Here is a 14,842-nt window from a genome sequence, read left to right on the forward strand (position 1 = left end):
GATGCAGAAAAGATATATGGCCATATGGTTCCGGCATTTGCTGACGGACGGATTGTCGCTCCGTCGGCCTGCCTTAAAGGAGGTACCCTTTGTTTTGGTATTGCCGATCAAAAACCGCGTGATTATTTCGGCTTCCAGCCCCTTGGCCGAAAAGCAGGGCGCTTTTCCCGGAATGGCTGTGGCGGACGCGCGGGCCGCAGTACCCGAACTGCTGGCGATCGATGATACGCCAGGCAAAGCGGCGAAGCTGCTGAGGTTGTTGGGTTTGTGGTGTATCCGTTATACTCCCATTGTGACGCTTGACTTACCGGATGGCCTCATTCTGGACATTTCCGGCTGCGCTCATCTCTGGAGCGACGAACGGGGGTATCTTAAAGAGATCGTTTTAAAATTAAGGAATGCAGGGTTTGATGCACGGGCAGCTATTGCTGATACTCCGGGTGCTGCCTGGGCAGTATCGCGTTTTGCGATTTCCGGACCTATCATAAAACCAGGTGAGCAGGTGCGGGCATTCTCCGGCTTGCCACCCACAGCCTTAAGGCTGGATGCTGAAGTACTTGAAAAGCTGCAAAAGCTGGGGTTCCGAACCATCGGTAGTTTTCTGCAAATGCCCCCTTCAGTTTTGCGACGGCGTTTTGGTAAGGACTTGTTGATCCGCTTAGATCAGGCATCAGGACGGGTAAATGAAGTGTTGGCCCCTTTAATACCGCCTGTTCCCTATAGTGAGCGATTACCTTGCCTTGAACCTATACGAACAGCGCCTGGCATCGGAATAGCTATTGAAAAATTATTATCGGCTTTATGCCTTCGTCTGCAGGCGGAAGGCAAAGGACTACGTAAAGCTGTGCTTAAATGTATCCGCATAGACGGACGTATGGTTCAGGCAGGGATCACCACCAACCGGGGTTCACATAGCGTTTCGCATCTGTCAAAGCTTTTTGAATTGCAGATCGCAAAAATCGAACCTGCTTTAGGAATAGAGCTATTCATCCTCGAAGCGCCGAAGGTAGAGGATCTAGACACTGTGCAAGAACAGTTATGGGCAATAGATAAAGGTTTGGCGGATATGGCACTGGCGGAACTGCTGGACAGGGTTGCAGGAAAAGTCGGTGCAGAAGCGATCCAGCGCTATTTACCTGCGGAACATTACTGGCCGGAGCGTTCAATGAAATTAGCGGTCTCCCTTACAGAAGAACCAGCAACTGCCTGGCCCATGCAAATGCGCCCTTTCCGTTTACTGACCATACCTGAAGCTATCGAGGTGATGGCCCTGGTTCCGGATAATCCGCCCAAAACATTTATATACAAAGGCAAGCGGCACATGATCATCAAAGCCGACGGACCTGAACGGATTGAACGGGAATGGTGGCGTGACGGCGGCGAGCACCGGGATTATTATATAGTGGAAGACAGCGAGGGACAACGCTATTGGGTATTCCGCTCCGGGCACTATGACGGCGTCGGTGTACAATGGTATTTGCACGGGTATTTTGCTTAGGCGATTGAAGCATGACATACGCAGAGTTACAGGTAACCTCCAATTTCAGCTTCCTTCGCGGAGGCTCGCATCCCTATGAATTGGTGGAGCAGGCTGCTGCTTTGGGCTATTCCGCCATTGCAATCACTGACCGGAACTCTTTGGCAGGAATCGTCCGGGCACATATGGCCGCCAAAGCGACAAACATTCGTTTCATACCGGCCTGCCTGTTAGACCTAATGGATGGAGCCAGTTTACTGGCTTATCCCACGGACATCGCGGCTTATGGGCGGCTATCTGCTCTCCTAACGAAGGGCAATCTTCGAACGGAGAAGGGAAAATGTGAGCTGTATAAAGTTGACATATATGAACATATGGAAGGCATCCTGTTTGCTGCGGTACCGCCAGACAAGTTAAATAGCAGGTTAGAATTGGATGCTATTTTTTTGAAAGACCTGTCGGAGTACCGGCAGCATTTTGGTCAGTCACTTTATTTAGCTGCCTCTTTTAATTATCAGGGGCAGGATGCCAAACGCCTGTTCCGTCTGGCAGAAACGGGCGTTCCGTTGATAGCGACGGGCAATGTACATTACCATGATGCTGCCCGACGTGAATTACAGGATATACTCACCTGTATCCGGGAAAAGTGCACCATTCATACAGCAGGGTTCAAGCTTCATCCCAATGCCGAGCGGTTCTTAAAAGAACAACAGGAGATTTTTCGTCTGTTCCGCGGGTATCCCCAGGCACTTGAAAACTCATCCTACATTGCTAATGCCTGTCATTTTTCACTGGATGAACTTAAATACCTGGAACCAGAGGAACAGCTTATCGATGGGCTTACGCTCCAACAGCAGTTGACGAAATTAACCTGGGAGGGCGCGAAAATATGTTTTGGGGAGGATATCCCGGAGAAACACCGAAAGCAAATTGAATTTGAGCTGAATTTCATCGAAAAACGCAGGCTGGCCTGGTATTTTTTGCGGGTTTATCATTATACGCAAAAAGCCGAAGAGCTTGGTATCCTGCACCAGGGACGCGGCTCAGCAGCCAATTCCACGGTTTGTTTCTGCCTGGGCATTACAGCGGTTAACCCCGCTAAATCCCGTTTGCTGTTTTCTCGCTTTATGTCGGAGGCGCGTGACGAGTGGCCGGATATCGATGTGGACTTTGAACACGAGCGCCGAGAGGAAATCATCCAGTTTATTTACAATGATTATGGGCGTGACCGGGCGGCCATTGTGGCAACGGTTACACAGGAACGACATAAAGGAGCGATCCGGGATGTGGGGAAAGCCATGGGCTTGTCGGAAGATACGATCAAGCGCATTGGTGGGACGATCTGGGATTTCCAGGAAGAAGGTTTTGATGAAAATCGACTTCGTGATCAGGGTTTAAACCCCAAAGACCCGCTGATCCTGAAAGTGCTGCAGCTGACCTGCGAGCTGATCGGATTCCCGAGACAATTAGGCCAGCATACTGGTGGTTTTGTCATTACCGAAGGCAAGTTATCCGATCTTTGCCCGGTACTAAACGCACGGATGGAAAATCGCACGCAGGTGGAATGGAATAAAGATGACCTAGAAGATCTGAAGATATTAAAAGTGGATGTGCTCGGTTTGGGTATGCTGACAATGATCCGCAAAGCTTTTGACCTGGTGCTGAAACATTACGGCCGGGGATTAACACTAGCCAATGTACCTCAGGATGATCCCCTGGTATATGACATGATCTGCCGTGCGGATACGATCGGGGTGTTCCAGATTGAAAGCCGGGCCCAAATGTCGATGTTGCCCCGTTTAAAGCCTCGCGAGTTTTATGACCTGGTGATTGAGGTGGCTATTGTACGACCGGGTCCTATACAGGGAGATATGGTTCACCCCTATTTACGGAGGCGAAATGGTGAAGAATTGCCGGAATATCCCAAGCCGGAACTGGAAGAAATCCTGAAACGCACGTTGGGTGTTCCCCTGTTCCAGGAACAAGCCATGGAGATCGCTATCGTAGCCGCGGGCTTTACCCCGGCGGAAGCTGACCAATTACGGCGAAGTATGGCGTCCTTCAAAGCCAATGGGAAGCTGCACCTCTATGAAAAGAAAATGGTCGACGGTATGATGGCACGGGGTTATGAGGAAGATTTCTCAAAGCGGGTGTTTAAACAGTTGCAGGGTTTCGAAGGTTATGGATTCCCGGAAAGCCATGCAGCATCCTTTGCTTTGCTGGTCTACATCTCTTCATGGTTAAAATGCCATTATCCGGATGTATTTTGCGTGGCCCTGCTCAACAGCCAGCCAATGGGGTTTTATCAACCGGCTCAGATCGTGCGTGATGCACGGGATCATAGTGTACAGGTGTTGCCGGTGGATGTCAATTATTCCGAATGGGACAATACACTCGAACAAAAAGAAGGTAAATTTTATACAGTCCGCCTTGGTTTCCGGCAGGTTAAAGGGCTGAAAGAGGCCGATATGGAATTGCTTGTCGCCATGCGGAACGATGGATACCTGCATATCGACCAGTTGCGGGCTGCAGGAGTACCGGAGGCTGCCTTGGAAAAGCTTGCAGATGCGGACGCATTTCGTTCCCTGGGTACGAATCGCCGCATGGCCTTGTGGGAGGTTTCAGCACTGGCCGATCTGCCGATTGCGCTTTTTGACGGGCAATTATCCGAAACTTCCCTGGAAATACCTGTCGACTTGCCGCCAATGACCCGCGGAGAACATGTTGTACAGGATTATATATCGACTGGGCTGTCATTGAAAGATCACCCAATTGGGCTGGTTCGACTCAAGCTGACGCAAATGCGCAATGCCCGCGTGAGCGACCTGGCCAGAATGAAAGACGGCGACATGGTAAGTTTGGCTGGTCTCATAACTGTGAGGCAGCGGCCAGGAACAGCCAAAGGCGTGCTCTTTATGACGCTGGAAGATGAAACGGGTTCGGCGAACCTGGTTGTCTGGCAAAAGCTGTTTGACCAATACCGCAAAGAAATCGTCCAGTCGCGCCTCCTCATGGTATCCGGAAAATTGCAGATTGCCAATGGGGTAACGCATTTGGTAGTCCACCGCTGTTTTAACCTGACGGCTTTATTACGCAGCCTGACGGAAACAACAAACGATGACCTACCCCAAACGCTGGCTCGGGGTGATGAAACATCCAAACCGGTCAATTATGACGGACGTTCAGCATCTGCTGTTTCCACAGAAGGTGCCTTTCATAAAGGCCGGAATTTTCATTAAGATTACTTGGAGGATCAAAGTGAGCAAAAAACATATCCTGAAAATAATGGTCAATTAATGACAACAAAAAAATCGCACAATGAAATTTATATATAAATTAATTTATTAGTCTAAGTATTAATAAGATGAATTTTGTAAATATTAATTTGATTACTAAGTTTAGGAGATATTTAAACCTGTCACATTATAATGCAAATTAAATTCGATAAGAAAGTTTCCGATAAGAATATCGATCAAATCCTAGGCGAACTTTACACGTCACTACAACAGAAGAAAAAAACCTCTTATTTTTTTGATTTCAGTGATGTCGAATACATTGGCAATCAGGAATTATTAATTTTCACCGGCATTTTTCAGATATTTTACCAATCCGGCATTCCTTTTAAAATTAACTTTTTCAAAAGTGACGCAAACCCCTTTCAGGCACCTGAACGTAATCAAAAACAGGTAATTCAAATATGGGACGTTTGGCGAATTTATCAGATCGTCGACCAACACGACTATATTAAGATTTTCGGAGTCGATGGAAATATCATTCATAGATTGAAGAGACATTTAAACTATTATCCAAAAGCCGGAGAGATATACAGCAGAAATGAGATTACGCCATTTTTCACATTGCCCTTTTATAATAATTATCGACCAGAAGATATTCAAGATGTCATAGATAAAGTTTACAGATTAAATAAAGCTACAGAAGAGATATTAGGTACTGCCGGTTGTTCCCATCCTTTCACAAGTAAGTCGCTTAGTAATATAATTACTGAAGAGCTTTACACAAATTTTCTTGATCACTCTATCCGCTCTTCGATACCAGGAGCCGTAAATCTCGCGTTCATGAGCATATCGTTCCGACCTGCTCTGGCCAATGACATGGATTTTCCTAAACTCCAGAGAACAAAAAAATGGAATTTTGAAACAGAGGCGTTGCCGGAAATGAAGGATTTTTTTTTCAATAACAAGAAAGAAATTTTCAAAAATCAACCATACGTCGAGTTTTCATTTTTGGATTTTGGCGCTGGTATCGTTCATACCCTTAAAGATGAATTTGAAAAAAATATTCATACAGCAGAAGAGAAAGATATACTATTTTATGCTTTTCAACATGACAGCTCAAGACATCCATTAACGGAACGAATCATCCCAAGAGGGTTGTTTGATGCGCTGGTTATTGTCAAAAGGTATAATGGTATGATGATCGCCAGAAGTAACGATTCTTGTGTGATATTCGATTTTTCAAATACCAGCTCAATTAAATCGGCTTTTCGCAAAATTGATTACGGAACGCATTATTTCCCCGGGTCATTGATCAGTATCTATTTGCCAGCTGTAAAAAACCAGGCGTTGTTGGATGTATCATCGATTCGTCCGGAGTTTGAGTTCAAAAAAGTTTCATTTGGGCATAAACGCTATTTAAACCTATCCAAGATTACCGAGCAACTCACACTTAAAAAATTAGATCTATACGATAATGTACTGAAGGAGTTAAAGCGTTTAATTAAAAAGGAAACAGCAACAACACTATTCTTCTTTAATTTCTCTGGTTTTGAATTAATCCAACGTCGTGTAGTCAAAAAAATCATATATTTTTTGCTATCGGATTATGCAATCAATTACCAAATCAACTTTATAGTTCTAAACCCGCCCCCCCAAACTTTTATTGATGAGTTTAGCAATGAGCTGATGCAACTTAATGTCGCAGTTAAAAATTATAAAATTCACCCTTTGCCGCTGATAAAGATCGCTGAGAATGAAAAAGGATTGCACATCGATTGGCTTGGGGTCTATTCGCAAAATGACAAACAAAAGTTGAATGATCTTCTGTTCGATGATTTTATTTTAAAACGTGACGAGTTTGCAGATCCACATAATGCTACCGGTCACTTAAATTGTTTTGATAAACAGGGGAATTTACTTACCAATTTTCCCGGCCGTACAGAGTTATTAAAAATTTTCAAGGAAGCGGATTCAATTGGAGTAACATTTGAAATAGAACGTTTATTGGACAAATACAAGACAATTCGTTACGACGATAAAAAACTTTTATACCTCTGTAGTGGTAACTATTATCAAAAAGAATACGCCGAATTATCAAACTTGTTAAACGACAAGACCGACTGTAATCTGGTTTGCCACTTTCTATTTCAGCGCATTCAGATCGCAATTGGCGATCTCAAGGACTGTGTATTCATCGGCATCACCTCTGCTAGTGGTAAAATACTAAAAAGCCTGATCCGAATGAAACGGATAAAAGAAAGCGCCGTTCTTTTGATAGACAATTATGAGAATGTCGAAAGTGAGCTCGTTCCCGAATTGTTACATCCCGAAAATAAATATTTACTTATTTGCGATGTGCTCTCAACCGGTAAATTATGTCAACGAGTAGACACTATGTTAAAGGTTGCCGGAAGTAAACTTCATGGAATAGGTGTCATAGTTAATATACTCAGTGATGAATTTCCCGCTACTCAGCATTTTAAAAGTTTATTTTCAGGAAAAATCGCGAGTCTTTACGATTTTGAAATTAAAAAATATTATAAAGAAAAAATTGAAAACGAGATTGAGACTCGAGAGCTAATTAGAGTAAATCCACATACTTCTCTTCCTGTTATGATCAGTATCGAACAAACGAGGTATTTTGATACGGTACTATATCATTCAAAAAACGATTACAAAAAGTCTAATCAACAGATCATACTTAAAAATGAATTCCTTGATGGTATAAGCGAAGATGCAGTTACAATTGGATTTCGCAAATTTAATAATGTTATCCATCCTTACTTTTTTGAAACGCCGGCGATATTATCCGGTATGAAACTTCAGGATCTTGTTGATATCTTTAAAAAGATCAACTTGCCGCAATTGCAAACGGACAAAATACAGGTATTTTATCCACGAGGTTCTGGTATCGAAACATTTGATTTCAAATTATTAAAAGAAGCTCTGAAAAATCATGCCATCGAAGAAATTGAAATTGAACGATTTGGCACCAGTGAAGGTTGGAAATTTCCGCATAATGCAACTTACTTAAGCAATAAAATAGAAGATAATATCTGTATGGTGCTGGATGATGGGTCATGCTCAGGTGATTCTTTAATCCAAATGATTGATGAGATTGCTTTTTATCAAACACGGGAAATCGTATTGCTTTGTTTTATTGGGAGAGTTAACGACCATAAGCGCGAATTCTTTTCCAGATTGGCGGAGATTAAAGTTAAGGACGGCCATACCATTCCACTATCTGTATATTTCGTAAGTCATTGGCACATTCCAACCTACTACATGGATGACAACCCAAACTCAAAAGAATTGGGGTGGCTCGACGAGGTACTCGAACTTCAAAATGTTCCTCACCAAATTGCTGAATTAGCTGATAAGATCAGGAAAACAATCGTTCCGAAAAATGCTAAAACATTCACCGATTATAAATACTTGCCTAAAATAAAGCACAAAGAGAAGTCTGAACGCAAAGTACCCAAAAAAGCCATACTCTTAGTGCGTGAAGAGGTCGGCAAGATTATCGGCTACCGACTATACCGTGAAAGCTTTAGCTTTTTTAATAATTTCATAAAAAAATACCACAAAGTATATCCGTCCGAGGAAAGGTATAAGGAGATCGAATTGCTTTGTGCAACATTTGTTTATGAGCCATATCTTTATGATAAGATTGCCAATATTATGCCAGACGTGGCTGAGCGAATTGAAACGTTTGTCAAACTGGTGATCTCGGATATGCACCTGTTTTACGACCTCCTCACCTATACATGGAATAAAAAAGACATTATCCATTTGTTTTTCATCGCTTTCAAAGGGAAACGCTTGGTAGATGAACTGACAATCCCAATGTTTAAACAATTGTTAGATTTTTCTAATGATAAATCTCTTAGTTTAAATTATATTCTTTATAAGTTACTTTACTATTTTCCGTTGAAGGTATCCCAGGTAGAAGAAAAGCCTTTTGCTACCGACATCAAGGAACTGATGGAGCAGGCTATTGAGGCGAAAGTTGGCCAAACCAAGGAGTTGAAAAAATTCCTGAACTTCATTTCGACGCTCCCGGTTGGCCAAGATTTTCATTCCCAATTGAACGGTGTACGCTTGAATTATGAAAGGGATATCTCACCTGAATCACACACTGGGAAAGTTTCGTTCAATCATACGGTTTCGCTGATAATTGCAAAAATGCGAATTGGCATCAAAGTTATAGAGGATGGCAGCCAGCTACCAGATGTCTTGCTCAAAGAGATCCAAAACGCTTGGTTTGGCATCATTGAATTCGTTAAGCCCATTATGACTTTTTGTATAAGTTTTAATGGATTCCTTAAACCATACCCCTACCTTAATTTGTTGAACAACCTAGAAACCAGCGTAGAATCCTCGGTGCGTACAATGGTTGGATTTAATGAAAAAGTCATTATATCGCTGGATAGCAACTTCAGTGAAGTCAGCCTTCTAAGACAAGCCGTAACCAATATGATGAATATACAAAACCAAGTAGAAGTCGGCTCTATCTTTTCAAATCTGGTACGTCAGCCTTTTACAAATTTAAAGCAGCTTGTGGAGCATATGGCAGAACAAATAGGCCTATATCACTCTAATATTCAGATATTTGGATCGGATATCCTTAATGACAATCTGTCCATTGACATACCTCAAGGTTATTCAGAAATCTTAATTACCAAGGAGGTTCCGATGAATATTCGGAACCATGCCGATAAGACGTTACCAGTAAAATTTAATATAAGCCGTATAAATCAAGATTATTTGACCATACATATCGAAAATAAGATAACGCCTACTCCTTACAAGAACAGCAATGGTGAAGGCCTCAAATGTCTAGGATGGTTACGGGATTTTGAACCTTTTGGATTCGGCTATGAATCAAAAGAAGATCATACCACATTTTTTCAAACCCTAACCTTTAAAGTCAATGAACACTAAAAATATATATCTATTCGTTTTTGATACTCCGGAAAATTTCGAGAGCTCCAAACAATTTCTAGGACAGCCAGGTGTTAATTTTAAAGACATTATTTGTGTCGACACTTATACTACATTTAAACAAGAATTCGATAAACGTGATGATGATGATCATATCTTTCTCGCGGTTCATGTTTTTTTTACTGAAGGCATCAGTGGAATCCGAAGGTTCGCCGCATCTAGCGTGCTAAAAAACTACAAAATAGGCTATGCTTATATCTCTGATGGCGATGCGAATACTATTAAAAAAGAAATGACCGATCGAGGGTTTGATTTTGCTCATATCTATAAATACCATGAGGTTGAAGCAAATCTGGATGAGGACAAATTCACCGCTTATACGAAACAGGAAATTTTACAACTTGCCCAAAAGAATACTATTGCCAATCTGCCCCTTAATGGTCATCCGCAATTTCAATATGCAATTATCACCGCACTTTATAAAGATGAATTTCAAGAACTTGAAAAGATATTCGACTTCCCTGCCGATGAGACAATCAAAACGGATACAAAGCATTACCACGTAGGGTATCTTAAGTCAAACCGCCAGAAGAAAGTAATTGCTTCATTTGCGACAGCTGCAGGTATGATTGACAGCGCCATCATTGCTACCCAAATGTTAGAGTTTTTTAGGCCTGAGTTTCTGGTCATGACGGGAGTTTGTGGAGGTTCGGTTGATTACAATTTTGGAGATGTCATTATCGCTAGTCCTATTTTTGCTTATCAAAAAGGTAAAGTTTCTGATATTTTAACCGTGAATGCAGATAAGAAAAAGATCAAAATAAATCTTTACGACCAAAATCAGCAGATAGTAGACTATGAGCACCTTTATGATCAAGAAGGTAACCAAGTTGTTATTAGTGTCGAACGGTTTACACCAGACAATGATGCAGCATGTGAACTTGCAATAGGGATAATAGATGTGCTAAATCCCAAACTGGAAAGCATTAGACAAAAAATGAATGCAAATATTAACTCAACTTTCGTATTCGCTCAAGAAAAGCACATTAAAGTTGAAATTGCACCTATGGCCTGCAGTACCATGGTAATTAATAAAGAAGGCTATTTCGAGGACACTATTAAAACAATTAATCGTAAAACGGCAGCAGTGGAGATGGAAAGCTTTGGCGTAGCTCGTGCGTGTAAATTCGCCAACGGCGGAAAAACTAAGTTTCTAATTTTCAAATCCGTTATGGACCATACATTCAATAAATCGGATAATGTAGATGGTGTTAATTGGAAGAAGTTCGCTGCCTATACTAGTGCTCAGTTTCTATATCATCTGTTAAATGATAACATTATTTAACAGACGATATATTTCCTTTCTTTAATTAAAAAAACATTACACTAAGTAGAAAATGAAGAATATTGGATGGGTTACAAATAATATTTAAATATCTACCTTTACAGTCTAAACCTCAATTCAAATGCAAGTAGACGGAAGGGCTTATGAAAAAGATTGGCCCAACTTACCCATCAAACATCTCATATTAGCCGATAAGGATTTCATTGTTTTTCTGGACGAACAATTTGATGTGGATTGGTCGACAACAGATGATTTCGATCAAAGATCACAAACGGAGGAAGAAAAGAAACAACTGAATTTTATTCTTAATGAAATGGCTAACGTTGAGAGTTATCCTTGTCACGATATTTCCAACCACATCATTATTAGCTTTAAGCGACAAATAGGCGAATCACTGGTTCGCGCTTTCGAAAAAGACTTTGATAACGCAAGGTTGATGATAAAGCAAGCAAAAAGGTATATTATCGATAGAAATATGGAGCAATCCAGATATATGTATCTATATGCATGCGGAATTGCGACTTTAATTTCAGGCATTTCAGGTGTATTACTATGGCTATTAAGAAACCCAATAATTGGTTTAACAGGGGAAACGATGTTTTTTGCCTTACTTTCCTGCCTTGTCGGTGCATTTGGTGCGTTCTTGTCCGTAATTTTAAGAATAGGAAAAACCAATCTCGATTTTAATGCAAGTAAAAAACTTCATTATATGGAAGCTATTAGCAGGATAATTGCCGGAATGATTTGCGGTTTCCTAATAGCATTGTGTATTAAAGCTGGAATTATATTACCGATTTTCAATAAGATTGAATCTACACATTTAGCGATGGTGCTTGGAGGCCTAATAGCAGGATCGAGCGAGCGATTAGCACCATCAATTATTAAAAAATTTGACAGTTCTAAATAAACATGATCAGGAGAGCTCTAATTATTTATTGCGATAATACGCAAAGTGGTGAATTGACTGGTGCAATAGCTGACAACAAAAATTACCAGGAATTTTTACAAACAAAACTAGGTGGAGAATGGCATGACAATGAGATCGAATCTCTTAGGAATCCCACCGCAATAAGGATTAAGCAAAAAATTAATAATTTCCTTAATGGAGCAGATTATACCTTCATCATTTTTAGTGGGCATGGTTTTACAGCGATAGAAAATGATGCACAATATTTGGAAGTTTCAGGCGGAGATATAGTATTATATGATCTGAAAACAAATGCGAGGAGGCAAACTGTAATTTTAGATGCCTGTCGTGGATTTGACTCAGTCAATAATGAATTGTTGAAAAGCCTTGATGAGACAGCATTTATTGGTACTATATCATCAACCAGACAGTTATTTGATCGGGCAGTTTTGAGTGCTGAAGCTGGTTGGAGTATATTATTTTCGGCTGATGTTGATGAATCCGCCGTAGATACCCCAGAGGGTGGCGGTTATCTTTTTTCACTAATAAAAGCGGCTGAAATTTGGTCAGAAACTGATTCTCGTCAGTTGATCTTGCCTTTAAATTCTGTCCATTTGTATGCAACGACTTATTTAAATACACATTTTTACACGACCCAAAATCCAGTCATGTTAAAGGAAAGGCGACGGAATTACTTCCCATTTGCAGTAAAATTTGTGAATATTACTGGCTGATTTAGATGGTGAATAAAATACTCCGATAATACGTTGGTTTAATAAGTTACTGTTGTTATTAACTTCCTAATAGACATTTTTTTCAAAAGAATCGAAGAATTTAAACACTAAGTCAAGTGCTTAATTAATTCTGAAGCTACCACAAAAATCACAAACTCTCGATTTAAGTTGAAGTATTCTTTAACAGTTTTATTTGCTTTAACAATCTGATTGTTGATTGTAGATGTGGAGATACCTAGCAAATTGCTAACTTCTTCATGAGACTTACCTTGCAGTTTGCATAGTATATAAACCTGTTGCCTTTGGGTTGGCAAGCATTCAATGGCCTTTTGCAGCATGGCATTGGTTTCCTTGGCTATGATTAGCTCTTCCGCATTAGAATCATAATCTACATAATCCGATATTAACTTGTCAATTAGTCGAGCGTCTTTAGCTACTGTTCGGAAATATGAATAAACAATATTCTCTGCAACTTTATAGAGAAATGATTTAAAGGAGCCTTCTAAACTGATCTTTTCCTTTCTCTCCCATATTTTCATAAAGAGATCCTGCAATAACTCCTCGGCAATCTCCTCATCTTTTACCAGTCGAAGGATGTTTCTATATAAAGGCTTACTAAACTTATCGTATAAAATAGTAAACGCCTCTTCGCTTCCTTGTTGAAGCCGCTGAAGTAAAAGATTAAGATTTTCTTTGTCCGCTATCATAGCTTTACCCTCTTGAATTTATATCAATGGCAAGCCTTTTAGAATTATTGGACGGATATTGAATAAACAATAGGGCCGGTAACCCGCAAAGTCTATTGTAGCTAGGCTCTGGTAAGCCAACCATATCTTTTCGAAATGGTCCTCAACAATAGACATAAGCGAGCACCAGCCCTATCACTTGTATAGGGTAGTGATGCTACACTTACGCTCGCTGAGATTAAATTTACCAGATTTAGCTGCGAGGCTCGTATGCAATACTTATCTGTTTAGATTAGATTGCAAAAGTATGTTATTTAAATTTGTTTAAAACTTACTCAAATTTAATAAAAACAATGTAATAAGACAATTTAATTAGTTTTTACATTTTTATATTAACCTTTTACATTAATTTCTAAAAAAAGTCAGTTAATTTCTGCTTGTTATATTTGTTTTACGTCAATAAAAATGAGTAAAACAACCTATAATCGAATTAAATCTGTCTTGGCCGAGAAAGGAAAAAGTAACAAGGATTTAGCCGATTCTTTAAACATTGCTCCAGAAACTGTTTCCAGTTGGTGCACAAACTCTGCACAGCCATCCATTAAGCGATTGTTTGAAATTGCTAATATATTAGATGTTGAGGTTAGGTTACTATTAATCTCAACTAAGTAATAACTCGGCTCATTAATAAATTATTTATTTAGCGGTTTCAGACCGACATTGTCCAAGTAAATAACAATACTCACCTGAAAATTAAAAGCTTACAGAGATAGAATTGTAACTTGAGGGTGTGTTTTTTAATTTTAAGCTTAAAATGTCTGCGTATCAATTAATTTATGAAACCAAACGTGAAAAAATCTTAATTTTACGTAGCCCCTATCACTAAAATACGTTTCAATGAAAAAATTCAGCCTCTCTATAATCGTTTTATTTATTCTCCTATTATCTTTTGCTGCAAGTGCTCAACTTAAAACCAAAGTCGTCATTGGCAAGATATATATTGATGACGGTTCGATGGTGTTTAGGGCCGATAAGTATAAGCCCCTGGCTGACAGCCTGGATAAGAACATAAAAGTCAATCCGAATGATACCACCAGTCTGTTTTTCAGAGCCTTGATTTACTTGTGGTCCAACGATATTATGGCCAAGCCTGCACAAAGAACGAAAGGCGCACTGGAAGATCTGACTATTGCAAAGAATATGGCGGAGAAGGCAAACGATCTAAAAATGAAAGATCTAAGATTAAAGATACTTAGGGCTAGTTTATATAAAGAATTAGTGTATCGCTTTACAGGAGACGAGTCCTGGATGTTTAACAGCAAACAGATAGCCGAAAGGAAAAACCTATTCAACAACTATAAATTATTAGCCAATAAATACTACGACGAATTGGTGCAACTGGATCCCAATAATGCATATGACTATCAAAAACTAAAGGTGCAAGATAATTATCCTTTGAACAACTAGCTATTACCATCGCCAACCCCAATGTTATAAAGACGATAAAAATCTA

9 protein-coding genes are annotated in these 14,842 nt (G+C 40.2%); 8 read left to right on the plus strand and 1 reads right to left on the minus strand.

Features of this window, described 5'->3' with window-relative positions; translation table 11 throughout:
* The first annotated feature begins 1 nt into the window (after position 1).
* The 6 genes from G7092_RS05775 to G7092_RS05800 all read left to right on the plus strand — a co-directional run bounded on the left by G7092_RS05775 (position 2) and on the right by G7092_RS05800 (position 12,643).
* Entirely contained in the window at positions 2 to 1,498 is a 1,497-nt protein-coding gene (locus tag G7092_RS05775; RefSeq protein WP_166087101.1) for a Y-family DNA polymerase, read from the plus strand.
* Between the two features lie 11 nt (positions 1,499 to 1,509).
* A complete protein-coding gene (locus G7092_RS05780) occupies positions 1,510 to 4,716 on the plus strand; it encodes an error-prone DNA polymerase (RefSeq protein ID WP_166087103.1) in 3,207 nt (1,068 codons plus the stop codon).
* Between the two features lie 189 nt (positions 4,717 to 4,905).
* On the plus strand, positions 4,906 to 9,657 hold the full coding sequence (locus G7092_RS05785) for a hypothetical protein (RefSeq protein WP_166087105.1): 4,752 nt from the start codon (positions 4,906 to 4,908) through the stop codon (positions 9,655 to 9,657).
* Entirely contained in the window at positions 9,647 to 11,002 is a 1,356-nt protein-coding gene (locus tag G7092_RS05790; RefSeq protein ID WP_166087107.1) for a 5'-methylthioadenosine/S-adenosylhomocysteine nucleosidase family protein, read from the plus strand. The genes G7092_RS05785 and G7092_RS05790 overlap by 11 nt, the downstream gene beginning before the upstream one ends.
* A 121-nt stretch (positions 11,003 to 11,123) precedes the next feature.
* The gene (locus G7092_RS05795) at positions 11,124 to 11,909 is read left to right on the plus strand and encodes a hypothetical protein (protein ID WP_166087109.1); all 786 of its coding nucleotides are present in this window, start codon (positions 11,124 to 11,126) and stop codon (positions 11,907 to 11,909) included.
* Between the two features lie 2 nt (positions 11,910 to 11,911).
* On the plus strand, positions 11,912 to 12,643 hold the full coding sequence (locus G7092_RS05800; protein WP_166087111.1) for a caspase family protein: 732 nt from the start codon (positions 11,912 to 11,914) through the stop codon (positions 12,641 to 12,643).
* Between the two features lie 107 nt (positions 12,644 to 12,750).
* Here the strand turns inward: G7092_RS05800 and G7092_RS05805 are convergent, their stop codons facing one another.
* Entirely contained in the window at positions 12,751 to 13,350 is a 600-nt protein-coding gene (locus G7092_RS05805; RefSeq protein WP_166087113.1) for an RNA polymerase sigma factor, read from the minus strand.
* Positions 13,351 to 13,794: 444 nt separating this feature from the next.
* Here G7092_RS05805 and G7092_RS05810 point away from each other — a divergent pair, with 444 nt between their 5' ends.
* Together G7092_RS05810 and G7092_RS05815 are read left to right on the plus strand one after the other, a co-directional pair.
* Positions 13,795 to 14,001 carry a helix-turn-helix transcriptional regulator gene (locus G7092_RS05810; protein WP_166087115.1) on the plus strand — a complete coding sequence of 69 codons (207 nt, stop codon included), beginning with the start codon at positions 13,795 to 13,797 and terminating at the stop codon, positions 13,999 to 14,001.
* Between the two features lie 225 nt (positions 14,002 to 14,226).
* The gene (locus tag G7092_RS05815) at positions 14,227 to 14,796 is read left to right on the plus strand and encodes a hypothetical protein (RefSeq protein ID WP_166087117.1); all 570 of its coding nucleotides are present in this window, start codon (positions 14,227 to 14,229) and stop codon (positions 14,794 to 14,796) included.
* Positions 14,797 to 14,842: the final 46 nt, after the last annotated feature.

The organism is Mucilaginibacter inviolabilis (genome assembly GCF_011089895.1).
GTDB classification, from domain to species: Bacteria; Bacteroidota; Bacteroidia; order Sphingobacteriales; family Sphingobacteriaceae; genus Mucilaginibacter; species Mucilaginibacter inviolabilis.

Coding starts and splice junctions, on each gene's coding strand:
- G7092_RS05775 (WP_166087101.1), top strand. CDS start 2: ATGCAGAAAAGATATATGGCCATATGGTTCCGGCATTTGCTGACGGAC.
- G7092_RS05780 (WP_166087103.1), top strand. CDS start 1,510: ATGACATACGCAGAGTTACAGGTAACCTCCAATTTCAGCTTCCTTCGC.
- G7092_RS05785 (WP_166087105.1), top strand. CDS start 4,906: ATGCAAATTAAATTCGATAAGAAAGTTTCCGATAAGAATATCGATCAA.
- G7092_RS05790 (WP_166087107.1), top strand. CDS start 9,647: ATGAACACTAAAAATATATATCTATTCGTTTTTGATACTCCGGAAAAT.
- G7092_RS05795 (WP_166087109.1), top strand. CDS start 11,124: ATGCAAGTAGACGGAAGGGCTTATGAAAAAGATTGGCCCAACTTACCC.
- G7092_RS05800 (WP_166087111.1), top strand. CDS start 11,912: ATGATCAGGAGAGCTCTAATTATTTATTGCGATAATACGCAAAGTGGT.
- G7092_RS05805 (WP_166087113.1), bottom strand. CDS start 13,350: ATGATAGCGGACAAAGAAAATCTTAATCTTTTACTTCAGCGGCTTCAA.
- G7092_RS05810 (WP_166087115.1), top strand. CDS start 13,795: ATGAGTAAAACAACCTATAATCGAATTAAATCTGTCTTGGCCGAGAAA.
- G7092_RS05815 (WP_166087117.1), top strand. CDS start 14,227: ATGAAAAAATTCAGCCTCTCTATAATCGTTTTATTTATTCTCCTATTA.